This window comes from Lonepinella sp. BR2271 (assembly GCF_051851515.1).
Lineage (GTDB): Bacteria > Pseudomonadota > Gammaproteobacteria > Enterobacterales > Pasteurellaceae > Lonepinella.
On record NZ_JBPDVF010000013.1, the window covers coordinates 40,128 to 63,571 of the forward strand.

A 23,444-nucleotide genomic window follows, 5' to 3' on the forward strand; every position below is an offset into this window, starting at 1 on the left:
ATGAGTTTAATGCGTGGTTGGACAATGTCGGTGCGTCAGGCGAAATTTGGCGGCGTGAGCTTTGATGTGTTGGCGGTGGAAGATAGCTTTGAGCGTGCGGTAGTGGAACATAGCTATCCGTTTGTGAATGGAGCAGATTTGGAGGCTATGGGGTTAAATCCGTTGTCGGTGAGTTTGTCGGCGGTGTTTTTTGGGGAAAGTTATTATGCGGATTTTCAGGCGTTTTTAAAAGCGTTGGAGAAAAATAAGCCTGATGTGTTAATGCACCCGATTCGAGGGCGGTTGCCGAATATGTTGTGTGTGTCGTCCAATTTTCGCCATGAGGCGGATTTAGTGGATTATGTACAGGTAGATTTGCGCTTTGAGGAGGCCTCCCCTGCGCAACCGATTTTTGTGTTTAACAATGCGTTATTGTCGCTGATTAATCAGGCGTTAGAGGCCATTGATAATCTGATCGAGACGATTTTGGATTATTACGATGTGGTGATGAAAACGGTGGTGACGGTGTTGAGTATTAAAAATCGGTTGCTTGGCATGCGTGATACTTTGTTGGGGCTGTTTGATGCGGTGTGTGAGATGTTTGGTAAAAAAGCTACCTCACCGTTGCGGTCGGGAACGGTGGCCGCAGCGAGCTTTCGGGGGCAAGCGGTGGCCACGGTGAAAACCTTAAGCGAGGTGTTAAATGAGGGGTTGATGGCGATTGCGGAAGTGGATCAGGTGCAACAGGAACAGGCCATAGCGCATGAAAGTGCGGTGGAAAATAGCGCTGTTTTTTCCGCCAAAAGCCGTTTTGATGAACTGTTGCGACAGGTGGAGGCGGTGTTGGCGTTGCCAGAGGATTTGTTGGTGGGGCGTGAAAGTGTGCCAACGGTGGATCAGGTGATGTCGGCGTTGGCAAACCCTGAGCAGGCGAAAACCAGTCAGGCAGGCTTTACCACGGAGAATATGGCGGTATTGGCTTGTACGGTGCGGTTGTTGTGTGCGGGATTGGTGGCGAAAGCGGCGGTGTTGTTGATTGAAGATGAGGCAGAAACGCTGTTGCCGACAGAGATTGAGCATATTTGCACGCAGGCGAGATGGCAGTTGTTGGGGGCGTTAAATGGGGTGCGTGCGTTGTTGGTGGAAGAAGAAAGCAAGCAAACGCTGCAACAGGGCGAATCGGGGGTGTATACCGCCATGCAGCACACCGCAGAGGGGTTGCGTGAGGTGGCTCATCAAATGACGGCGTTGGCGTTGAGTGCAATTAATCAGAAACCGCCGTTGATGGTGCGTGAGGCGCCGGTGTCGGGGGCGTTGGTGCAACAGGCGCATAGTTTGTATGGGGATTATTCTCGGGCGGACGAGTTGTTGCGGTTAAATCCGCATATTCGCTATCCAAATTGGGTGGAAAAAGGGACGGTGTTAAATGGCTATGCAAGATAGTGGGCAAGATAACGGTTATCCGTTTAATAATGAAATTGTGGTTGAAATTGACGGCAAACAGCATAAAAACTGGGCGAGCTATGATATTGATAGCGATTTTCTGATCCCTGCGGATGCTTTTAGTTTTGAATTGGGCAAGGGGTCGGATGACAATGTGGTGGCGGATTATTCGGGGCAGTCGGCGTTGGTGAAAATCAATGGGGAAACGGTGTTGACGGGGATTATAGACAGCGTGCAACATGAGATCAGCAAACAGGGGCGACGGTTAAGTTTAAGTGGGCGTGATCGGGCGGGCATTCTGTTGGACTGCTCGGCGCCACAGGTGAATGTGAAAGGCTTGACGGTGTTGGCGGCGGTGAAAAAACTGGTTGAGCCGTTGGGGATTACGCAAGTGAAGTTGAAAGCGGAGAGTAATCCGACACTGGACAAGGTGGATATTGAGGTGGGCGAGAGTGCGTGGGACGCTATTATTCATTGTGCCAATTCGGCGGGCTTGCATTGTTGGTTTGAGCCAGAGGGTGTGTTGGTTGTGGGCGGGGCGGATTATAGCTCGCCCCCTGTGGCGACCTTGTGTTGCAGTAAAAATGGTGATCGGAATAATTTTTCACAGGCGAGTTTGATGTTTGATGTGTCGCAGCAGTTTAGTGAGGTGACGTTTTTGGCGCAACGGCATGGGCGCTCGGGGGATAGCAATAAAAATGATTTGAAGTGGGTATATCGAGATCCTGAGGTGGCGGTGTATAAGCCGAAAACCGTGGTGGTGCCAGATGTGGAGGATTTGACTGCGTTGCAGAAATGGGCGAAGAAATATTTGTCGGACAGTCAGTTGGAGGGGTTTACGTTGACCATTACGGTACCCGATCATAAAACTCAGTCGGGGGTGCTTTGGGTACCAGGGCAACGGGTGCATGTGATTTGTGAGGAATTTGGCTTAGATGGGATTTTCTTTTTAATGGGTCGGCGGTTTATGTTGTCCCGTCAGGGCGGGTCGCAGACGGAATTACGCTTTAAGCAAGATGGGGTGTGGACGCCTGATGCTTATGTGGCGAAATCGGAAAAAGCGAGAAAACGCAAAGGCAAGAAAGGTAAAAAAGGCAAGAAAAAATTAGAGTTGGCCTCACTGGGTGCATAAATAACGGGTAAATAAGGGAGAACGTATGCGAAAAATGATTCGGCAAGTGAGAACGGTGGCGGAACAGGTGCAGTCTGGGGTGCGTCAGGCATTTCGAGGGGTGTTGAATTTGATGTTGTCAGGGGATGAAATCCAGAAAACGCAGGTGTCGGGCTTGGCGGGGGAAACGCTTTCTGATGTGGAATTGATGCAGCAGTTTGGGTTTACCTCTGTGCCTCCACAAGGCACGCAGGCGGTGATTTTACCGATTGGCGGGGCGACCACGCACGGGGTGGTGATTGCCACGGAATGTGGGGCGTTTCGGGTGAAAAATTTGCAAGATGGCGAGGTGGCGGTGTATGACAAAAGCGGGTCGTCTATTGTGTTAAAACAGGGGCGGTTGATTGAGATTGATTGTGATGTGTTGAAAATTACCGCCTCGAGCAAAGTGGATATTCATTCGCCGTTAGTAGAAACGGATCGGGTGTTGACGGCTCAGGGTCAGATTAATGGCAATGGGGGGATGGCAGTGCAAGGCGGTTCGGGGGCGAGCTTTACGGGTAATGTGGCACAATCGGGGGGCAGTTTTACGACCACTGGGGATATGACGGCGAGTGGCAAGTCGTTTTTAGCGCATACGCATAAAGAACAGGGTGATGGGGCTGCGACAAGTCCGCCGTTATAAAGAGAAAGTGCGGTGTTTTTTTAGCGAGTTTTTGGATTTTAAAGGGAGGAGATGTGCTGAATTGGCTCATCTCTTTTATTTGGGCAGAAAGACGAAAAATGGCGATTATGGATAGAGAAATTCACCCTCTCACTGGGGATTATACAGGTGAGCAGATTAATACGCTACAAAATGCGGTGTATGTGCGGTTGACTACCCCACTGGGTTCTTGGTGGGCGGACAGTTCGCTTGGGTCGCTGTTGCATACCTTGGCTCGTGAGAAAGATGTAGAACGGGTGCGATTGTTGGCGCAACAGTATGCTGAGGAGGCGTTGCAACCGTTGTTAGAGGATGGGCGTGCAGCGGAGATTAGCGTCACGGTGAATCAGTGGCATGCGGGAGCGTTGTTATTGCATATTACCGTGACGGATTTGAGCGGTCAGGCGTTTGTGTTTAAGCATAATGTAAAAGTGATTTAAAAGGGGTTTAAAGCATGTTTAATGTGCCAAGTTTTGAGGTGATTCGCACGACGATTTTGCGTGATTATCAGAGTTTGGATAGTCGGGCAGATGTGAGTGTGGACAGTGACCATTATGCCCGTGCGTCGGCGTTGGCTGCGGTGGCAGAGGGCGTGTATGCCCATCAAAAATGGTTGGTAAAACAGTTTTTCCCTGATACGGCGGATACGGCATTTTTGGAAAAACATGCGGCATTGCGTGGGATTCGGCGAAAATCGGCAACGCTTGCTAGTGGCGTAGGTAGTGCCACGATTACGGGGCAAGCGGGTGCGGTGATTGCGTCAGGCGTGCAGATTAAGACAGCGGATAATCGGTTTTATGTGGTGACGGAACAGGCTACGGTGAATGCTCAGGGGGTGGCTTATGCAAGTGTTCAAGCATTGGCGGTGGGCAGTGAGAGTAATATTTTTTCCTCAGTGAAAGCGACGTTTATGTCACCGCCTGCGGGTTGTCAGTCGGAATTGTTGTTGACGAATGTGGTGGGCGGGACAGATCCGGAAACGGATGCGTCTTTGTTAGCCCGTTTACTTGAGAAAATTCGCCGTCCTGCGGCGGGAGGCAATCGGTATGATTATAAAAACTGGGCCTTGGATGTGGACGGGGTGGATGCCGCTTATGTGTATCCGTTACGGCGTGGGTTGGGGACGGTGGATATTGCGATAACCAGTGATAATAATGTGCCGAGTGATGAAACGGTGGCAAGAGTGCAAGCCTATATTGATACGGTGCGACCGGTGACGGCGAAAGAAAGTTTGGTGGTGAAACCTAATGTAACGAAAATCAATTTTGTGATTAAGGTGGCGTTGTCGGGGGTGAGTTTGGCGGAGGCGCAGACTTCTATTCAGTCGGCGTTAGTGGCGTTTTTTAATGGCTTGAATCCTGGGGATAATTTTGTGGTGTCGCAATGTGAGGCGGTGGTGAGCGATTTGGTGGGCGTTGTCGATCGGAAATTTTTGACCCCAACGGCAAACAAAACAGCAGATACGGTGAATAAGATTGAATGGTTTCGGTTGGGGAATGTGCAGGTGCGGTTAATGGGGGCGTAATGGGTGAGTATTGAGCATAAACAAGTGTTGGCGGGGCTTTATCCACCCGTGGCGTATGATGTGGGTGGTGAACAGTTTTTGATTCAATGTGAGGTGGATGGGCGTGCCTTTGACCGTTTGCAGCAGAAAGCCACTGCGGTATTGAATGCGATTTCACCTGAAGAAAGTGGCTCGCTGTTGGTCGATTGGGAGCGTGTGTGTGGGTTGGCGACAGATTTAAGCCTGAGTTATAGCGAGCGAGTGAATCGGGTGATTGTGCAGTTAAATGCGGTGGGTGGGTTGTCTATCCCCTATTTTACCCAGTTGGCAGAGAGTATTGGCTATCAGATTGTGATTAAGGAATTTTCACCGTTGCAGCATGATTTGCCTGAGACTGGGGACTTGGTGCAATTTCGCCAAGAGCCAGAAGAAAATTTGATTTTTATGTGGCGGGTGACGGTGGGCAATGGGGACAGCAATATTGTGTATTTTCGGGCGGGGAATAGTTGTGCGGGCGAGCCGTTGGTGAGCTTTGGTGATGCGATTATTGAGGAATTTTTTCGGGATTTAAAACCGGCACATACTTATTGTTATTTTGCGTATTCAAGTTAATTGAGGGGAAAAGATGAAAGATTTATTGACAAAAATTGACAGCGAAGATGGGCTGTTTCATAACGGCAATCCTGCCACGGGAACGGTGGGGACAAGGGTGAATGATGTTTGGCTGAATGATGTACAAGCGAGCTTGCGAGATGTGGGGGGTGAGCTGAACTATTTGTTGAGCAAGGCGAATATGCGTCCCGTGCCGTCTGATACGACGCAGGTGTATAAGGCGATTAAAGCAGTGATTGGGGCGGAGCGTCCGCTTTATTCGGGGGTGGATAATAATGATGAGGGGGTGGTGGCGACGGCTAAGGCGGTTAAAGCGGCGTATGACCACGCCACAACAGGCATAAATAACGCGGCTACAGCCCAAACCACAGCAGATGGCAAAGTTTCTAAAACAGGCGATACGATGACGGGCAGTTTAACTGCGACGTCATTCATTATTTCATCGCATAGCGGAGCAATGCTTAGTGCATCAAATAGTGATGTTTATTTAAAAAATAATACAAGTGGGAAATTCTTTCAAATAAAAAATGATGATTGGGTAGCCTATGAAAATAATCCACTCTTACAGCAAAGAAAACTTTCAGGCGAAAATCTGAACGATTTATCAGATGCGAATAAACACGTGGGATTTTGGGGACAAAGCACAAATAGTAACGCTACATTAGCCTTGAATTACCCTGTTACTAAAGCAGGTTCATTGATGGTGCTACGTTCAGCGTATAACGTCCAGCAGGTATATTTCCCTTTTGATGAAAATGTGATTTATAAGCGAAATTTGAAATCTGGGTACAAAACTTGGAGTCCGTGGGTTAATCTTATTCCGACAGCTGCAACATTAAACGCAATCACTAATGATAAAAAATCCAGCGCGGTTAATTCCAGTTCTGAGGATACAGTGGCGACCAGTGCAGCAGTGAAACAAGCGTATGACCTAGCAAATGGTAAAGCAGATAAATCCGATTTTTCTATTTTGCATGATTTAATCGTCGGTATTCCTTTCCCTTATCCATTATCTACCGTGCCAAGTGGTTGTTTGGCAATGAATGGACAGAAATTTAACACATCCACTTATCCAATTTTAGCGAAAAAATACCCTAACGGGGTATTGCCTGATTTACGGGGTGAATTTATTCGGGGCTGGGATAATGGGCGTGGGGTGGATAGTGGACGTGCATTGTTGAGTTCGCAAGGTGATGCGGTTCGGAATATTACGGGTGCATTCAAGATTACCGACGTTTATGCGAATGACTTTTGTAGTGGTGTTTTTTATGGTTTGAGTAAACCTAAAAGCGAACGAGTTAGAACCGACGAAAACTATCATATAGATACTTTAAATGCACCATTAGTTGATTATCCCCATGCTGAAAAAATAGGGATAGATGCGAGTAGAATTGTACCAACAGCGGAAGAAAACCGCCCACGCAATATCGCTTTCCACTACATCTGCCTAGCCGCATAAACCCAAATAAAGGAGTTAAACAATGATCCAATTTGACCAACAGGGCTTTGCCCTAGAAAGCGGTGAAATCACCGTTTATCAAACCGACAACAACAATGAGTTTTCGAGAGCCACCACGGAATTTATCAGTATTGGTGGTAGCCTGTCTGCCAATAGCTATTTAGATGCCCCACCGAAAGTGAAAAAGGGCTTTGCGATTATTCGTGAAAATAACGGTTGGCAATATGTGGAAGACCACAGAGGCGAAACCGTGTATTCTACCCTTGACCGTTCAAGTCTTGAAATTAAAGAACTCGGCAAAATTCCCGAAAATTACACCGCAGTTAAACCTGAAAATGACTATTGCGAATGGAACGGCACGCAATGGGTGGTTTCCGTTGAAAAACAAGCGGAAATCAAAGCTAATCAACAAACCCAAATGTGGGAAAAAATCAAACAAAAACGCTACGATAACGGACGTAATGGTGTGTATGTGAAATCGGTAGATAAATGGTTTCATACTGATGATGTTAGCCGTCAGCAATATACATTTCTACGAACCCTAGAGAGCTTTCCTGATACCGATTGGAAAGTGATGAATAACAGTTTTGTTAAATTAAATAAAGCCTTGTTAGATGAACTTTCTCTGGCTATGTTCAACCACGAACAAGCCGACTTTAGAAATGCAGAAATGCACCGTATCAAGATGTTGCAAGCAGAAAATCCTCTAGATTACGACTATTCAACTGGTTGGAGTGCAATTTATGGAAACTAAGATTTATTTAGCTTTTTACAAAAATAAGCGTTCATGGCGACAAGAGCCGTTAAAAGCCTTAGCAGATTGTGTCACCCGAAAATTGACAAAAGGGCAATATTCTCATTGTGAAATTGTGGTGGAGAAAGTTGTATTTACCCAAGGCAGTCACTATGAACAGGAAAGCAAGTTTGAGTGCTATTCTGCCTCTGTTCAAGACGGTGGTGTACGGTGTAAGGAAATCAATGTGAAAGATGGTAAGTGGGATTTAATCGAACTGAAAAACATCACTGAAAGCCAAATCAAAGCCTACTTTGAACAAACCAAAGGCAAGGCTTACGACTGGTGGGGAGCGTTAGGCGTGGTGCTAGGCATTAAGCAAAAACGCAGTAAATTTTTTTGTAGTGAGTGGTGTTTTAATGCCATCTACAACAGCCAAAACGGCTGGCGGTTTAGTCCGAATGATTTGGCGGTGATGGTGAGAAATTAAGGGGACTTCAATGAAGAAAAATTTAATCGCATTAGCTGTTGCAGCTACAATAGCTCAAGCACATACTAAAAATAGCAAGCAAGCAAGCAAGCAAGCAAGCAAGCAAGCAAGCAATTTCTAGTGTAAGTTATTTTAAACAAGCTCCGCTACCTTTTATTGGACAAAAGCGGATGTTTTTAAAATATTTTGAACGCATATTAAATGAGAATATTCCCGATGACGGCGAGGGGTGGACGATTGTAGATGCCTTTGGTGGTAGCGGTTTGTTGAGTCATGTGGCGAAACGATTAAAGCCGAAAGCTAGAGTAATTTATAATGATTTTGACAGCTATGCAGAACGTCTAAAACATATTGATGATATTAACCGTTTGCGTAGGTTGATTGCTCCGCTACTTGCTACTACACAAAAGCAAAAGCGTGTAGATAGAAAGGTTAAACAACAGATTATTGATGTGATTAATGAGTTTGATGGCTATATTAATGAGCATATTCTATGCAGTTGGCTTTGTTTCAGTGGGCAGCAGATCAAAGATTTAGACGCATTATTTAAAGAAGATTTTTGGAATTGTATTCGCCAGTCAGATTACCCAAGTGCAGACGGTTATTTAGATGGTTTAGAAGTGGTGAACGAGAGTTTTCATAAACTACTACCACAATTTAAAGACGACCCGAAAGCCTTATTGGTGTTAGATCCTCCATATTTATGTACACATCAAGCTAGCTATAAGCAAGCCACTTACTTTGATTTGATTGATTTCCTGCGATTGGTGGGTTTGACTCGCCCACCGTACATTTTCTTTAGTTCCACTAAAAGCGAATTTATTCGGTTTATTGAGTATATGGTGGAAGATAAAAAAGATAATTGGCAAGCGTTTGATAACTGCGAGCGAATCGTGGTGAAAACGTCGGTGAGTTATAGTGGGAAATATGAGGATAATTTGGTTTTTAAATTCGATTAAAAGTCAGTTTTATTTGCATAGTTTTTGATAGGGACCATGCAAATAATTGTGGAGTTTTATGCAAAAAGTTTTGGCGGTTTACACATGCAGGCAAGTGAAACCATAAATGAAAATTTAAGTGCTTTGCAGATAGGTTTGCAATGGTTAGTTTTGGATCTAAATTTCAGTTGTCGACAAAATGTCGACAGTTCAGATTTTACGTATAAGACATCCGTCTTTAACACTGCACCAGTAAGCACCCTATGTTACAATTCTAACAAAATCAATTCAACAAAGTATAAATCAAATAAAATGTTAATTTTGTGACAAAGATCACAGATTTAAAAAATTTTTACTGTAAAATAGAAAAAAGTTAAAATAATCACAAAAACCAAACAAAAAAGGACATTATTATGAAACCAAATGAATTAGCGAAATTTATTGACCATACCGCTTTAACCGCTGAAAAAACGGAAAAAGATATTATTCAACTCTGCCAAGAAGCCCTAGAGCATCATTTTTGTTCGGTGTGTATCAATTCGGGTTATATTCCGTTGGCGAAACAACAATTAGCAGGTTCGGATGTGAAAATCTGCACAGTAGTGGGTTTTCCATTGGGGGCGAATTTGTCGGCGGTGAAAGCCTTTGAAGCAGAACAAGCGATTGTGGCTGGGGCGGAAGAAATTGATATGGTGATCAATGTGGGTTGGATTAAATCGGGCAAGTGGGATGCGGTGCAGGCAGATATTCAAGCGGTGCTTGCGGCGTGCAAGGGTAAAACCTTGAAAGTGATTTTGGAAACCTGTTTGTTGACGAAAGATGAAATTGTCAAAGCCTGTGAGATCTGCCGTGACTTGAATGTGGGTTTTGTGAAAACATCCACTGGCTTTAATAAAGGCGGTGCGACGGTGGAAGATATTGCGTTAATGCGTCAAACCGTGGGTGAAAAATTAGGCGTGAAAGCATCAGGCGGGGTGCGTGATACGGAAACGGCGATGGCGATGATTAACGCTGGGGCAACTCGTATTGGTGCCAGTGCAGGGATTGCAATTATTAGCGGTTTGCAAGATAATCAGGGCGGATATTAATTCCCCGATTCTAACCTAATGTCAAGCGAGCCTGTTATGGATAAAAAAGTACAATCCCGTATTCAGAAACTGGAATTTTTACTGAAACAGATGGACAAAATCCATTTGCGAGATGCGGCGGATATGCTGAATGTGTCGGAGATGACCATTCGCCGTGATTTAAGCACCAATACAGGCTCGGTGGTGTTGTTAGGGGGCTATATTGTTAAAGATCCGCAGAAAGCCAATGATAATAACTATTTGATTTTTGAGCAAGAAACCAAACATATTGCGGAAAAAATGCAGGTAGGGAAATTGGCGGCGGAGCTAGTGCAAGATGGCGATGTGGTGTTTTTTGATTGTGGTTCCACCGTTCCTTTCATCGCCTCTCAAATCAATTCTTCGATAAAATTCACCGCACTTTGTTGTTCCATTAATAGCTTTTTGGTGTTACAAGAAAAACCGAATTGCCACGTGATTTTGTGCGGTGGGCATTATTCCAGACACAATTCTTTTTTAACGCCAATTCAGCTCAATACCGAACTGGATGCTATTTGCACCACTAAAGCCTTTATTTCGGCGGCTGGCGTGGATGTGAAACAGGGCGTGACCTGTTTTAATGTAGATGAAGCCAAAACCAAACACAAGGCCATGGCGAAAACCCAACAATCCATTTTGGTGTTTGATTCATCTAAAATTAACAAAGTACAACAAGCCTATGTGGGAAATTTGCAACAGTTTGATATATTCGTTTGCGATCAAGCATTGCCTGCTGAATTTAATGTGATTAAATCATCAATTTTAACCGAATAAATCACATTCAATAATTGCGAACTATCTCATTGAAATGTAAACTAAGTATAGGGGGCTGTTGATGTTTTGACATCCCCAAAGGTTAATATGTTTATAGGTTGAATGAGATGAAAGTTAGCAAGCAGTTACTGCCTTGGTTGATATTGAGTTATGTTGTGGGTTATCCCATGATGACGTTGGCTGAGCAAGGTGATCCGTCAGAGCCTACGCAACAGAATAGCGAGCAAAAAACGGTGACGCCAAAGGTCAAGGTACGTTTGCAAGGCATTCAAGATGAAAAATTAAAAGAGAATGCACAAATTTATCTTGATGAGATTGATGCGGATGAATCTGATGGTTCAGAGCGTCATCAAGAATTAATCCGCACCGCCCTGTATAAAGGGTTGCGTGTGTTGGGTTATTACGATTTTCAACTCCATTTCACCCTATCACCGAACGGAAAAGAGCTGATTGCCAATGTGGAGCTTGGCAAACCGGTACGCATTGAACAAGCGGATGTCCAAATGAAAGGTGCGGCGGCCACGGATGACGCCTTTCTGGCGTTAAATAAAGATTTGCCGAAAAAAGGCGATATTGTCAATCACGAAACCTATGATGATTACAAAAGTGCGGTGCAAAAATTAGCGGTTCAACGGGGCTATTTTGATGCGGATTTTTCTGTTCATCGCTTGGAAGTCATGCCATCCACCTATCAGGCGTGGTGGCGTTTACTGTTTGAAAGTGGCGAGCGTTATCGTTATAGCGAGTTTCGTTTCCAAAATTCACAGATCCGTGAAGATTATTTGCGTCATATTTTAACTTTACAACAAGGCGATCCTTATTTATTAACGGATGTGCTGAAAACCAATAATGATTACACATCAACAGGTTGGTTCCAATCGGTGCTGATGAAACCGACCTTAAATGAAGACAGCAAAACCGTGGATTTTGACGTGTTAATGTATCCGAAAAAGAAAAATTCCATGGAAGTGGGGATTGGTTATTCTTCCGATGTGGGGCCACGTTTGCAGTTAGGTTGGAAAAAGCCTTGGATTAATAATCGTGGGCATAGTTTTAGCTCCAATTTCTACGTATCTTCGCCTAAACAAACCATTGAGATGTCGTATAAAATGCCGTTGTTGAAAAATCCATTGTACGAATATTATCAATTTAGTGCAGGGATTGAAAACGAAAATGACAGCAGTACCGATACCAAATCCACCGCGATTACGGTGGGAGGATTGCGTTATTGGGACTACCCTGACGGTTGGCAGTATTCCCTTGGGGTGCGATCTCGCTACGATAAATTTACCCAAGCCGATGTGGAAGATAAAACCTTTTTGCTGTATCCCACCGCAAGCGTGAGCCATAAATATTTAGAGGGCGGTATTTTCCCCACTTGGGCTCACACATTCAGTTTAACCGCAGATGTCGGGCAGAAGATTTGGCTATCGGATGTGAATTTTATCAGTTTACGTGCATCCGGTGCGGTGATTAAAACCTTTGCGGAAAATCATCGTGTGGTGGGACGTTTGGATCTTGGTTGGTTACACGCCGATGACTTCCATCGTATGCCACCGTCTATGCGTTTCTTTGCCGGGGGCGATCGCAGTGTGCGTGGCTATGGATATAAGAAAATTTCGCCAAAAGACAGTAATGGTAAGCTAATTGGTGCATCACGTTTAGCCACCGGTTCCGTTGAATATCAATATCAAGTCTATCCAAGTTGGTGGGTTGCGACATTTTATGATGCAGGTTTAGCCGCCAGTTCTTATGACACCGATGAATTGCGTTATGGTGCGGGTATGGGCGTACGTTGGGCATCGCCAGTGGGTGCCATTAAATTTGATATTGCGACGCCAGTACGAGATAAGGACGATAGCAAAAATATTCAATTTTACATAGGATTAGGGGCGGAGATTTAAGGATGACAGACGCAGTTAAACAACCAGAAAATACACCGCAATCTAGCCCAACCACAAAGGGCAAAAAAAGCAAAATTTTACACCGCAGTTTGGTGGCGACTGGCGTGCTTGCCGGTATCACTGGCTTAGCTGGTGTGGGCGTGGCTGGCATTATGGGCACCGAAAGTGGCACCCAATGGGCAGTCGGTTTAGCGGACAAATATGTAGATGGTTTAACCATTGGCGAAGTGCAAGGCAAATTGCAGAATGGCTTAGTGCTAAAAAATGTCGAATTTCAATCCGCCGGCGTGGCTACCAATATTGCTCAGGCCGAACTCAAATTTGATTTTGGTTGCTTATTGAAAGCGGATATTTGCATTGAAAATTTACATCTACAACAGCCTGCTATTCAGATTGACAGCAGTAAATTGCCACCGTCTGAACCAGAAGAAGAAAAAGAACAAAGTGAAATGCGGCGAATCACTTTGCCCGTTTCGGTCGCCGTGAAAAATGTGGAAGTGGATAATCTGGCGTTAGGCATTGATCATAATCAGATTCATCTTGGCAAATTCAAAAGTGCGGTGTTTTTAAACAATGAAAATGGTTTAACCCTTGAACCGACACAGATTAATGATGTTGCCTATATTCTGACGAACAATACCCAAGAGCAAGCAGAAAAAGACAAACAAGCCCAGATTCAAGCCGAAAAAAGCCCAAGCGAACCCATCAACTGGCAACAAATCGAGCAACGTTTAACCCCGGCTTTACTTGCCAATGTGAGTGAAATTATTTTGCCGTTTGATATGCACGTTCCTGATATTTCGGGTAAAAATTGGCAATATCAACAATTCACTGATGGCAAATTGGTGCAACAAATTGATGTGCCAAGCGTACAAGTGCAAGCGGATGCTACTGGTTCAAATGTAGCATTACAAACGTTACACATTGACAGTTCAGTCGGCAATATCCAAGCACAAGGCAATATGCAGTTGGATCAAGACATGCCACTGAATTTAACCTTGCATTCTGATTTGGATACCTTTAAACAAGGCGATGAGATTTTATTGCCAAAATCCGTGGTGGATCTGTCCGTCAGTGGAAATCTAAAAAAGACCACCGCACTTTCTCTGACCACACAAGGTGTCGCCAAGGCCACACTCAATGCGGACGTCCAACTTAATCAGGAAAAAACACCGTTAAATCTCACCTTAAATGTGGCTGAATTTGATTATCCGTTTAGCCAAACAAGCGATCCGCTTAAGGTGCAAAATACTACGCTAAATGTGAGCGGTAATTTGCTTGATTATCAGTTAGCGTTAACTGGCCAAGTCAAAGGCATGTCCGCACCGTCAACGGATCTGGCGTTACAAGCCAGCGGTGGCATTTCACACACGGACATTGAAAAATTACAGGTCAATGCGTTAGACGGTTCACTCACTTTGGGCGGAAAATTAAACTGGCAAGACGGCGTGGAATGGCAAGCGGATACGGATTTAAGCAAAATTAATCTGGGTGCCTATTTGTCTGCATTCCCAGCGGTGTTATCGGGTAAACTCACCCATTCAGGACAAGTGAAAGGCAATCAATGGGCAATCGCCGTACCTGAATTAAATATTCAAGGTTCGCTGTCGAAAAATCCACTTAGCCTAAAAGGCAGTTTGACGTCAGATAATCAGGTCTTGTTAAACACGTCACAAATTAGCTTAAATTATGGCGTGAACCACATTGTGGCCAAGGGTAAATTAACCGAACAATCGGATTTTGCATTAGACATTAACGCCCCCAACTTAAAAGGGCTGTTGCCTGATTTATCCGCAGCGTTAATGGGTAAAGCCCATATTAAAGGCAAAATCACCGAACCGAATTTAGATCTTGATTTAGTCGGCAGTCATATTCAATTCCAACAGTTAAAAATTGCCAAAGTCAGTGCCAAAGGTAACGTCAGCACGGAACAACAAATTCAAGGCGATCTGAATGTGGAATTAAGCGGATTAAGCCAAGGCGAGATAAAATTGAATCAAGCGAAATTAACCGCATCAGGCAATGAAACAGCCCACCAATTACAATTACGCTCCAGTGGCGAACCAGTAGCCGGCGGCTTAAATTTATCCGGTAGTTTTGACCGCAGTTCGCAAGTGTGGAAAGGCACCTTAAGCCAAGTTGCGGTAAATTCGCCTATCGGTGAAGTGAAAAACAGCCAAAATATTGATATTAGCTTTGATAATAAACAAACGCTTGCTACCATTTCGAGCCACTGTTGGAAACATACGGACATTGATTTGTGTTTTCCGCAATCCTTTAAAGCCGGCAAAAATGGGGAAATTCCTTTTGAATTAAAACGGTTAAATTTAGCCTTGGTCAATAAATTAGCCGAGCAAAATGGCTTATTACAAGGCACCTTACGCAGTGCTGGCACCTTTGCGTGGAATGAAAATAAACCGCTTAAACTTGATGTCACCGTCAATGGCGACGGCGTGGCGGTGGCACAAAAAATAGACTACCGCACCTTTAAATTAGCGATTCCAAAATTAGCGTTAAACGCTCAATTAGATAACGATAATTTGGCGGTGAAATCCGATATTCAGATTCAAAATAACGGCCGCATTAATGCAGATGTGAACATTAAGGATATTGTCAAAGCACGCAAATTATCCGGTGCCTTGAAGATTGACGGCATGAATCTGAATTTGGCGAACCAATTACTATCCAGTAGTGAAAGAATTTCAGGTGGCATTACGTCAAATTTAACCTTTGCAGGGGATTTAAATGCACCGCTGTTAAATGGTGCCTTTAATATTAATCAGTTAAAAGCCAAACTCAAATCTTCTCCAGTGGAAATCACAGGTGGTGCCGTGGCGTTAAATTTCTTGGGCAACCGTTCTACGCTACAAGGCGATATTCAAACCGCTGACAGCCGTTTAAATATCGATGGTGAGGCAGATTGGAAAACCCTTGAACAATGGAACGCTCAAGTGCATGCCCAAGCGGATAAATTCTTGGTGAATATTCCGTCCATGGCCAAAGTGCGAGTGAGTCCGAACGTGACCGTGAAAGCCAATCCGAAATTATTAGCCTTAAGTGGCAATGTGGATATTCCATGGGCCAGAATTGCGGTGGAAAGTTTGCCAGAAAGTGCGGTGTCGGTCAGCAGTGATGAAGTGATTTTAGACAGTGCGAATCCACTGAAAAATGGCGACGTGTTAACATCTCGTCAAATGGCTGCTACCACGGAATCAGGCATGTTGATTACGTCAGACTTAGACATTAATATTGGCAAGGATGTCAATGTCAAAGCCTACGGCTTAGACAGTAATTTAGAGGGTAAATTATCCGTTAAGCAAGACAAAGGACAGTTAGGTTTATACGGACAAGTGGATCTGAAAAATGGACGCTATGCCTCCTTTGGGCAAGATTTGGTGATTCGTAAAGGGCAAATTAGCTTTTCTGGTTTACCATCACAACCGCTGTTAAACATTGAAGCTATTCGTAATCCGGAAGCCATGGAAGATAGCAAAGTCACCGCAGGCGTAAAAGTGACAGGTATTGCGGATTCGCCAAGTGTCGAAGTCTTTTCCGAACCAAGTTTACCACAGGATCAAGTCTTGTCTTATATTCTCACCGGTCGCTCATTAGAAAGTAGCGGAGATGCCGGTTCGAGCGGTTCTGTTGGGGCCGCCTTGCTCGGCATGGGCTTAGCCAAAAGCGGTAAACTGGTCGGCGGTATTGGTGAGGCCTTTGGCATTCAAGATTTAAATCTCGGTACCTCGGGGGTGGGCGATAGCTCAAAAGTCGTGGTCAGTGGTAATATTACCCCACGGCTAAAAATTAAATACGGTGTGGGACTCTTTGACGGTTTGGCTGAAGTCACCTTGCGTTACCGCTTATTCCCACAATTTTTCTTGCAATCCGTGTCAGGCGTCAATCAAGCCTTTGATGTATTGTACGAATTTGAATTTTAACTTTTTTATGATGGATTTATGAATAATATTAATTTAATCACCCAAGCCACCGCACTGTCAAAAGGCCAGCGACATCAAGTCAAAGAAATTGCCGCCATTGATTTAGGCTCCAACAGTTTTCACATGATCGTGGCACGGATCGTCAATGGCTCGATCCAAATTTTGTCACGCTTAAAACAAAAGGTCCAGCTCGCCAAAGGGTTAGATCAACACGGCATATTGGATCAAGAGGCAATTACTCGTGGGGTGAATTGTCTCGCTTTATTTGCCGAACGCTTGCAAGGTTTTCCGGCGGAAAATGTCAACGTAGTTGGCACCTATACGCTACGAAGTGCGGTGAATAATGCGGAATTTTTACGCCAAGCCAAACAGGTGTTTCCTTACCCGATTGATATTATTTCAGGCCAAGATGAGGCCAAAATGATTTATGCTGGCGTGTCGCATACCCAGCCTGAGAGCGGTCGTAAACTGGTGATTGATATTGGTGGCGGTTCCACAGAAATGATTATTGGCGAAGATTTTGACCCCATGGTAGCCGAGAGTCGCAATATGGGCTGTGTCAGTTTTGCCAAACAATTTTTTCCTAATGGTGAAATTAACGTGGAAAATTTTGAACATGCTCGCCAAGCTGCCCTAAGCCGTATTCAGGATCTCGCTCAACCTTATCAACAATTAGGTTGGCAATATGTCCTCGGTTCATCAGGCACCATTAAAACCGTTCATCAGGTGATCACGGCCACCTTGGATCCTGATGGCATTATCACCGCCGGTCGGTTAGATTTTCTGATTGAACGGACACTAAAAGCCACGCACTTTGATAATTTAAAATTGGCCGGCTTAAACGAAGAACGAGCTGATGTATTCGTGCCAGGGTTAGCTATTTTAAGTGCGGTATTCGACACTTATCAAATTGAACAAATGCGTTATTCTGACGGTGCCTTGCGTGAGGGCGTGATGTACAGTTTAGATAAAAATTTCCAAGTAAAAAATATCCGCCAACGTACCGCCGAGTCCTTGGCGGAACAATTTAATCTTGACCGTATTCAAGCGGAACGCGTGAGCAAAACGGCGGTGCAATTAGCCCAACAATTTCACGATTGGCAAGCCAGTGAATTTGCCGACGAAATGCAAGAAATCTTATTATGGGCGGCGTTGTTGCATGAAGTGGGCATTGTAATTAATCATAAAAATATGCAAAAACATTCCGCCTATATTCTCACCCATATGGAATTGCCCGGTTTCGACAAAGAACAACAACGTTTGCTTGCCACGCTCGTGCGTTTGCAAATCAATGGTTTTCATTTAGATGATATTGCGCAGTTTTCTCGTTACACACCACAAGATGTGTTGGCGTTAATCCGTTTATTGCGTTTGGCCATTCTGCTTAACCGCTCACGCCAAGCCACGGAACAAACCGAAAAAATCGCTCTCAAAACCCACCGCACTTTGTGGCAACTGGATTTTGAACCTGATTATTTGGCACGCAATCCGTTAGTACAACAGGATTTAAAAACCGAACAACGCTTTTTGATTGAAATGGGGTTGGAATTGGGGATTGAGTAGAAAAAAACAGGTGCGTAAAAACGCACCTATTCTTATATTCTAAAGAGATTTTACTCCACCGTCACCGCTTTCGCTAAGTTTCTTGGTTGATCCACGTCGGTGCCTTTGATAATCGCAATGTGATAAGACAATAATTGCAATGGCACGGTGTAGAAAATCGGTGCGGTCACTTCATCCACTTTCGGTAACACAATAGTTTTAAAGCCCAAAGTTTCCTCAAAGCCCGCATCATGGTCAGCAAATACATAAAGTTGACCGCCTCTGGCACGCACTTCTTCAATATTGGATTTCACTTTTTCCAATAAATCATTTTCAGGTGCCACCACGACCACTGGCATTTCGCTGTCAATTAACGCCAACGGCCCATGCTTGAGTTCGCCTGCGGCGTACGCCTCGGCATGAATATAGGAAATTTCCTTTAATTTTAACGCAGATTCCATGGCAATCGGGTAATATTCGCCACGACCTAAAAATAAGGTATGTTGTTTATCGGCAAAGTCCTCGGATAATTTTTCAATTTGTTTATCAAAAACCAACGCACTTTCAATTTGAGCCGGTAAACGTTGTAAGGCTTGTACGATATGATGTTCTTGCTCTTCGCTCACCTGACCATTTAAACGCCCCATGGCCACGTTTAATAATAATAAACAGGTTAATTGGGTGGTAAAGGCTTTGGTGGAGGCGACGCCAATTTCTACGCCGGCTTTGGTCATAAAGGCAAAATCGGATTCACGCACTAAAGAGGAACTGGCCACGTTACATACGGTCATGGCTGCCATATAGCCCGATTCTTTGGCAAGACGAAGTGCGGCTAAAGTATCTGCAGTTTCACCGGATTGCGACAAGGTAATTAATAAGCTATTCGGGCGAGTGACAAATTTACGGTAACGAAATTCGGATGCAATTTCCACATCACAACTCACGCCGGCAATAGACTCAAACCAATAACGCGCCACCATGCCTGCGTTGTAAGAGGTGCCACAAGCCACAATTTGCACGTGTTGCACTTGCGATAAAATCTCCACAGCATTGGGTGCGATAGATTGAATATCCACCTTGCCGTCTTTAATACGACCGTCTAAGGTGTTGATAATGGCTACGGGTTGTTCAAAAATTTCTTTTTGCATATAGTGACGATATGGCCCTTTATCTGCCGCATCTGCCTCAAAATTACCCTCGTGAATTTCACGCTCAACAGGTTCACCAGCACGATTAAAAATGCTCACGGTACGGCGTGTAATTTCTGCTACGTCGCCTTCTTCTAAATACGCAAAACGGCGAGTCACGCTTAATAATGCCAAGGGATCAGAGGCCAAGAAATTTTCACCCACGCCATAACCAATCACCAACGGTGAACCCGAACGAGCGACGATTAAACGTTCTGGATCTTGTTCATTCATCACCACCGTGCCATAGGCCCCACGCAGTTGCACCACCGCTTTTTGGACGGCCTCTAACAAGGTTTTGGCGGTGCGAAATTCCCATTCCACTAAATGAGCGATCACTTCGGTATCGGTTTGCGATTGGAACGCATAGCCACGATCCTGTAATTGGGCTTTTAATTCAAGATAATTTTCAATAATGCCGTTATGCACCACGGCAATATGCCCTGAACGGTGGGGGTGTGCATTGGTTTCTGACGGCTCTCCATGAGTTGCCCAACGCGTGTGAGCAATCCCTGTACCACCCACTAATGGCTTGGCGTTTACCGCATCTTCAAGGGATTTCACTTTCCCCACTCGGCGAACAATTTGCATATTTTTATCCGCACTTAACACCGCCACACCCGCAGAATCATAACCCCGATATTCTAAACGGTGTAACCCATCCACTAAAATTTCTGCCACATCACGTTGTGCGACTGCACCGACGATTCCACACATAAGTTGTTTTTCCTTTTCTAAATATTATTCAGCGACAATCACTTGTACGCCTAAGTTTTCAATAAATTGTTTGTCCTGTGTTGAAATTTGATTATCCGTTATCAACACATCAATTTGTGCCCAAGTCAGTTCTAAATTCGGCATTCTTCGACCAATTTTTTGACTTTCCACCATCACAATCACTTCACGGCTGACATCCGCCATCACCTGACTTAATCCGATTAATTCATTAAATGTCGTGGTGCCACGTTCTAAATCTATGCCATCTGCCCCGATAAACAGTTGGTCAAAATCATAAGACCGCAACACTTGCTCCGCCACTTTTCCCTGAAAAGATTCCGAATGGGTATCCCAAGTGCCACCGGTCATTAACAAGGTCGGCTCATTTTCCAACGCACGCAATTCTGTTGCGACCGAAAGGGAATTTGTCATCACCACTAAGCCTTGTTTACCGTCTAACTGCTTAATCAGTGCCGCTGTGGTACTGCCACTATCCACGATAATACGGTTATGTTCCCGAATGCGTTCTGCTGCGATTTTGGCAATGGCTAACTTTTGTTTCGAAAGCAACTCTTCCTGTTCAAAAATATCCTGCGGCATCAAAATGGCTCCGCCATAACGGCGAAGTAAAAAACCGTTGTTTTCTAATGCGGTGAGATCTTTACGAATCGTTACTTCAGAAGTGTCAAATAGCTGGACTAATTGCTCAACCGTCACCTCGCCCTGTTGTTGTAACAGTTGCATAATCTGTTGGCGACGTTGTTGAGTGTTGCGTTGGTTAAGATTTCGTTTCATCACTTATTTATCGTTATTAAGTTTCGAAACGAAATTATATAGAAGATTTTTTGAATGTAAATAAAAATTTTAAGTTGAGCGAGATAAATAACATGGAAAAACACTGCTTTTTCATGGTGATATTTAGATATTTAAGCGGGCAAGTTTTGTGTTTAATGAGATAATGGTTCTTTTCTCAAACTTTCAACCAACTGTTTTAACACATCAATTTCGTTTTGTTTGGCAACAAGTAATTCATCTTTTAGGGCGAGTTCTTTTTTTAGGTGGGTGAGTTCTATGGCGAGTTCTGCTTGATTTGAACCGACAATATTTAGGCTGTTATGACTTTCATTTTCCTGAAAATAAATGACATTTTTCTCACCTAAAGACATTAATTCAATAATATCCGTATCTAATACTTGCACAATTTGTTCTAATTTAGGAAGGGACAAACGTGTTTCACCACGCTCAATTTTTGAATAGCCATTCGTGGACATCCCTAGCTTATCCGCCATTTCTTCCTGCGACCAGCTTTTGGTTTCACGCAGAAAACGGATCTTCTCATTGACTTTCATATAACCCCCACTATTTCGGTGTAAATCACTACTTGGAGTTGATTGTAGCATAGGTGATGGAAATGGCATAATTTTACATGAAAATTTATCAAAAAATGCAGATAAAACAGTAAGGCGTTGTATGTCTCAAAACTCATCTGATGGTATTCCTAGTCAAGAAAAAAATGCCCAACGTTCAAAAGAACTATGCAAGGCTGCAATTTGTTCATTTTTTATTTTTATTCTTTTATTTAAGATGGCTCTTTGTTGGGGGGAGCAGATTTTTGCACAGATAGGCAAAGATGGAGTTTGGACATTTTTTATCACGGTTTCATCACTTCCTATTGCTTATCATCTTTGGCAATACCGTGATCAAAATACCTTATCTCAAATTGATAATGCTCGAAAAGACACCAATCTCAAAGAATTTCAGCAACTTGCACAGTGGGTGAGTGGTGTGGGCTTAGAGCTTGACACTTCATCAGATCAATCCTTACAACTGTCAGCAATTTATAATCTATTGCCCTTTTATACTAAACAGCGTGGTGATGATTTTCAACGTTCTAGCTTTGTATTGTTAAAAAATGCGTGGAAGAATTTACAACAAGAACATTTAGAACCACTAAATATTGAAAAAATACAACAAAATGCACAAAGCGATCTTGGTTTAGCAATCAGTCAAGTGTTATTAGCGGAAAATGGAAGGTATTTAAAGTTATTCCCTGAATTAGTTAAAAATAGCTGTTTTGCAGGTTTGGATTTTGTTTTCGCTAATGTAGATAGAAATATATTCAAAAACATAGACTTAACACATTGTCAATTTCAAGGAGCAAATTTAAGTTTACTTGATTTTTCGGGGTGTAATTTAAATCAAACGAACTTTCAAGGTACGACACTAGATGATGCTAATTTTTCAAATTCAGAAATTTATCAATCTAATTTTTCAGACTTAAGATTAGATAATGTGAATTTTAATAATGCAAATTTAACCGAAGTAAATTTCAACAATTCTAGTTTTCATAACGTAAAAATAAAAGACGCAACCTTACATAAAATTTTATTCAATGGTTCGCAACTTGACTATATAGATTTTAGTCATTCTAACTTATACGATGTTGATTTTATTCCTAATACTAAGGAATGGGATAGAAGTTTAAATTATCTTGATTTTTCTTTTTCTTACTTAATGAGAGTGAATTTTAACTATCCGAATATGTCGCGTTGTAAATTCATTGAAACACAATTTACTAAAAGAGCGACATTTAATAATTGCCAAATTGATGAAAGTAATTTTATTGGTGCAAAATTACCCAAATTGAATATCAATGATGTGAAATTTAATAGAAACCTTTTTGATATGGAACAATGTGAAATATTAGAAAAAGAATATGGAAATGTTACGAAAGAAAATCTCGCTGTTATGGTAGATAAAAAAGAAAAAATCGAGCGTAGAAATTTTTATATTTCTCAAAATGGCATTGAACTAAACTATGCTTTTTTATTTGATAGTCATTATACAGTCAATAAAGAAAGGACTATATTAAATATCCCCGAGACAAAAATCAAAGAACATAAGAAAAAACCTAAAATTTATTGTTGGAATAAGTTACAAGAAAAGATTACTGGAAAGAAAAAATTACATATCAAATAACCAAATCAAGTTTATTAACTCTATAAGGAAACAACTATGTTTAAAAAATTACTTTTAGCAACACTAATCGGAATGTCTTTTTCCACACCATCTTATGCAAATGAAATTAATGATCTCACAACCAAAGCCGAAGCAGGAGATTTTTTTGCTCAATTGTCACTGGGTTTTAAATATGACATAGGAGAAGGAGTTGAAAAAGATCCTGTTAAAGCAGTTTATTGGTATCAAAAAGCCGCTGAACAAGGGAATGCAAAAGCACAATATAATCTTGCTTTAAATTATTATGATGGACAAGGCGTAAAACAAGATTATAAACAAGCTGTGT

21 protein-coding genes are annotated in these 23,444 nt (G+C 43.1%); 18 read left to right on the forward strand and 3 right to left on the reverse strand.

Annotated features, from left to right (window positions below; translation table 11 throughout):
* The 16 genes from ACTG7X_RS09955 (at position 1) to ppx (ending at position 18,257) form a co-directional block, all read left to right on the forward strand.
* Entirely contained in the window at positions 1-1,422 is a 1,422-nt protein-coding gene (locus ACTG7X_RS09955) for a DNA circularization protein (RefSeq protein WP_439258306.1), read from the forward strand.
* Positions 1,406-2,554, forward strand: a complete 1,149-nt coding sequence (locus tag ACTG7X_RS09960) for a phage baseplate assembly protein (RefSeq protein ID WP_439258307.1) — start codon at positions 1,406-1,408, stop codon at positions 2,552-2,554. The genes ACTG7X_RS09955 and ACTG7X_RS09960 overlap by 17 nt, the downstream gene beginning before the upstream one ends.
* A gap of 25 nt (positions 2,555-2,579) precedes the next feature.
* Positions 2,580-3,218, forward strand: a complete 639-nt coding sequence (locus ACTG7X_RS09965) for a phage baseplate assembly protein V (protein WP_439240860.1) — start codon at positions 2,580-2,582, stop codon at positions 3,216-3,218.
* Positions 3,219-3,325: 107 nt separating this feature from the next.
* Positions 3,326-3,676 (forward strand): phage GP46 family protein, encoded by a 351-nt coding sequence (locus tag ACTG7X_RS09970; RefSeq protein ID WP_439258323.1) that lies wholly within the window; start codon positions 3,326-3,328, stop codon positions 3,674-3,676.
* A gap of 14 nt (positions 3,677-3,690) precedes the next feature.
* A complete protein-coding gene (locus ACTG7X_RS09975; protein ID WP_439258308.1) occupies positions 3,691-4,761 on the forward strand; it encodes a baseplate J/gp47 family protein in 1,071 nt (356 codons plus the stop codon).
* Between the two features lie 9 nt (positions 4,762-4,770).
* Positions 4,771-5,352, forward strand: a complete 582-nt coding sequence (locus ACTG7X_RS09980) for a YmfQ family protein (RefSeq protein ID WP_439258324.1) — start codon at positions 4,771-4,773, stop codon at positions 5,350-5,352.
* A 13-nt stretch (positions 5,353-5,365) separates the two neighbouring features.
* Positions 5,366-6,811 carry a tail fiber protein gene (locus ACTG7X_RS09985; RefSeq protein WP_439258309.1) on the forward strand — a complete coding sequence of 482 codons (1,446 nt, stop codon included), beginning with the start codon at positions 5,366-5,368 and terminating at the stop codon, positions 6,809-6,811.
* A gap of 22 nt (positions 6,812-6,833) precedes the next feature.
* Positions 6,834-7,565: a DUF4376 domain-containing protein gene (locus ACTG7X_RS09990; protein ID WP_439258310.1), complete on the forward strand. Its 732-nt coding sequence runs from the start codon at positions 6,834-6,836 to the stop codon at positions 7,563-7,565.
* A complete protein-coding gene (locus ACTG7X_RS09995; RefSeq protein ID WP_439258311.1) occupies positions 7,555-8,034 on the forward strand; it encodes an enoyl-CoA hydratase in 480 nt (159 codons plus the stop codon). The genes ACTG7X_RS09990 and ACTG7X_RS09995 overlap by 11 nt, the downstream gene beginning before the upstream one ends.
* A 10-nt stretch (positions 8,035-8,044) precedes the next feature.
* Entirely contained in the window at positions 8,045-8,155 is a 111-nt protein-coding gene (locus tag ACTG7X_RS10000; RefSeq protein WP_439258312.1) for an adhesin, read from the forward strand.
* A 49-nt stretch (positions 8,156-8,204) separates the two neighbouring features.
* Complete coding sequence (locus ACTG7X_RS10005) at positions 8,205-8,993, forward strand: hypothetical protein (protein WP_439258313.1); 789 nt, start codon at positions 8,205-8,207, stop codon at positions 8,991-8,993.
* 392 nt (positions 8,994-9,385) lie between these two features.
* On the forward strand, positions 9,386-10,060 hold the full coding sequence (deoC, locus tag ACTG7X_RS10010) for a deoxyribose-phosphate aldolase (RefSeq protein WP_439258314.1): 675 nt from the start codon (positions 9,386-9,388) through the stop codon (positions 10,058-10,060).
* Positions 10,061-10,096: 36 nt separating this feature from the next.
* Positions 10,097-10,852 (forward strand): DNA-binding transcriptional repressor DeoR, encoded by a 756-nt coding sequence (deoR, locus tag ACTG7X_RS10015; RefSeq protein ID WP_439258315.1) that lies wholly within the window; start codon positions 10,097-10,099, stop codon positions 10,850-10,852.
* A 170-nt stretch (positions 10,853-11,022) separates the two neighbouring features.
* Positions 11,023-12,756, forward strand: a complete 1,734-nt coding sequence (gene tamA, locus ACTG7X_RS10020) for an autotransporter assembly complex protein TamA (protein WP_439258325.1) — start codon at positions 11,023-11,025, stop codon at positions 12,754-12,756.
* Positions 12,757-12,758: 2 nt separating this feature from the next.
* Positions 12,759-16,694, forward strand: a complete 3,936-nt coding sequence (gene tamB / locus ACTG7X_RS10025) for an autotransporter assembly complex protein TamB (protein WP_439258316.1) — start codon at positions 12,759-12,761, stop codon at positions 16,692-16,694.
* Positions 16,695-16,712: 18 nt separating this feature from the next.
* Positions 16,713-18,257, forward strand: coding sequence for an exopolyphosphatase (ppx, locus tag ACTG7X_RS10030; RefSeq protein ID WP_439258317.1), 1,545 nt, complete (start codon positions 16,713-16,715; stop codon positions 18,255-18,257).
* 50 nt (positions 18,258-18,307) lie between these two features.
* Here ppx and glmS read toward each other — a convergent pair whose 3' ends face one another.
* From glmS to ACTG7X_RS10045, 3 genes are all read right to left on the reverse strand, one after another.
* Positions 18,308-20,140 (reverse strand): glutamine--fructose-6-phosphate transaminase (isomerizing), encoded by a 1,833-nt coding sequence (glmS, locus tag ACTG7X_RS10035; RefSeq protein ID WP_439258318.1) that lies wholly within the window; start codon positions 20,138-20,140, stop codon positions 18,308-18,310.
* Between the two features lie 24 nt (positions 20,141-20,164).
* Positions 20,165-20,935, reverse strand: coding sequence for a DeoR/GlpR family DNA-binding transcription regulator (locus tag ACTG7X_RS10040; RefSeq protein ID WP_439258326.1), 771 nt, complete (start codon positions 20,933-20,935; stop codon positions 20,165-20,167).
* 152 nt (positions 20,936-21,087) lie between these two features.
* Positions 21,088-21,558: a helix-turn-helix domain-containing protein gene (locus ACTG7X_RS10045; protein ID WP_439258319.1), complete on the reverse strand. Its 471-nt coding sequence runs from the start codon at positions 21,556-21,558 to the stop codon at positions 21,088-21,090.
* A 52-nt stretch (positions 21,559-21,610) separates the two neighbouring features.
* Between ACTG7X_RS10045 and ACTG7X_RS10050 the strand changes: the two genes are divergently transcribed.
* Both ACTG7X_RS10050 and ACTG7X_RS10055 read left to right on the forward strand, forming a co-directional pair.
* Positions 21,611-23,119 carry a pentapeptide repeat-containing protein gene (locus tag ACTG7X_RS10050; RefSeq protein ID WP_439258320.1) on the forward strand — a complete coding sequence of 503 codons (1,509 nt, stop codon included), beginning with the start codon at positions 21,611-21,613 and terminating at the stop codon, positions 23,117-23,119.
* 36 nt (positions 23,120-23,155) lie between these two features.
* Positions 23,156-23,444: tetratricopeptide repeat protein (locus tag ACTG7X_RS10055; RefSeq protein WP_439258321.1), on the forward strand; the 289-nt coding region annotated here is incomplete at its 3' end.

What these genes read in the sequence shown, in the direction of transcription:
- ACTG7X_RS09960 (WP_439258307.1), top strand. Translation starts at nt 1,406, where the DNA reads ATGGCTATGCAAGATAGTGGGCAAGATAACGGTTATCCGTTTAATAAT.
- ACTG7X_RS10040 (WP_439258326.1), bottom strand. Translation starts at nt 20,935, where the DNA reads ATGAAACGAAATCTTAACCAACGCAACACTCAACAACGTCGCCAACAG.
- ACTG7X_RS09970 (WP_439258323.1), top strand. Translation starts at nt 3,326, where the DNA reads ATGGATAGAGAAATTCACCCTCTCACTGGGGATTATACAGGTGAGCAG.
- ACTG7X_RS09975 (WP_439258308.1), top strand. Translation starts at nt 3,691, where the DNA reads ATGTTTAATGTGCCAAGTTTTGAGGTGATTCGCACGACGATTTTGCGT.
- deoR (WP_439258315.1), top strand. Translation starts at nt 10,097, where the DNA reads ATGGATAAAAAAGTACAATCCCGTATTCAGAAACTGGAATTTTTACTG.
- ACTG7X_RS09990 (WP_439258310.1), top strand. Translation starts at nt 6,834, where the DNA reads ATGATCCAATTTGACCAACAGGGCTTTGCCCTAGAAAGCGGTGAAATC.
- ACTG7X_RS10045 (WP_439258319.1), bottom strand. Translation starts at nt 21,558, where the DNA reads ATGCCATTTCCATCACCTATGCTACAATCAACTCCAAGTAGTGATTTA.
- ppx (WP_439258317.1), top strand. Translation starts at nt 16,713, where the DNA reads ATGAATAATATTAATTTAATCACCCAAGCCACCGCACTGTCAAAAGGC.
- ACTG7X_RS10005 (WP_439258313.1), top strand. Translation starts at nt 8,205, where the DNA reads ATGTTTTTAAAATATTTTGAACGCATATTAAATGAGAATATTCCCGAT.
- ACTG7X_RS09955 (WP_439258306.1), top strand. Translation starts at nt 1, where the DNA reads ATGAGTTTAATGCGTGGTTGGACAATGTCGGTGCGTCAGGCGAAATTT.
- ACTG7X_RS09995 (WP_439258311.1), top strand. Translation starts at nt 7,555, where the DNA reads ATGGAAACTAAGATTTATTTAGCTTTTTACAAAAATAAGCGTTCATGG.
- ACTG7X_RS10050 (WP_439258320.1), top strand. Translation starts at nt 21,611, where the DNA reads ATGTCTCAAAACTCATCTGATGGTATTCCTAGTCAAGAAAAAAATGCC.
- ACTG7X_RS10000 (WP_439258312.1), top strand. Translation starts at nt 8,045, where the DNA reads ATGAAGAAAAATTTAATCGCATTAGCTGTTGCAGCTACAATAGCTCAA.
- ACTG7X_RS09985 (WP_439258309.1), top strand. Translation starts at nt 5,366, where the DNA reads ATGAAAGATTTATTGACAAAAATTGACAGCGAAGATGGGCTGTTTCAT.
- tamA (WP_439258325.1), top strand. Translation starts at nt 11,023, where the DNA reads ATGACGTTGGCTGAGCAAGGTGATCCGTCAGAGCCTACGCAACAGAAT.
- ACTG7X_RS09965 (WP_439240860.1), top strand. Translation starts at nt 2,580, where the DNA reads ATGCGAAAAATGATTCGGCAAGTGAGAACGGTGGCGGAACAGGTGCAG.
- tamB (WP_439258316.1), top strand. Translation starts at nt 12,759, where the DNA reads ATGACAGACGCAGTTAAACAACCAGAAAATACACCGCAATCTAGCCCA.
- glmS (WP_439258318.1), bottom strand. Translation starts at nt 20,140, where the DNA reads ATGTGTGGAATCGTCGGTGCAGTCGCACAACGTGATGTGGCAGAAATT.
- deoC (WP_439258314.1), top strand. Translation starts at nt 9,386, where the DNA reads ATGAAACCAAATGAATTAGCGAAATTTATTGACCATACCGCTTTAACC.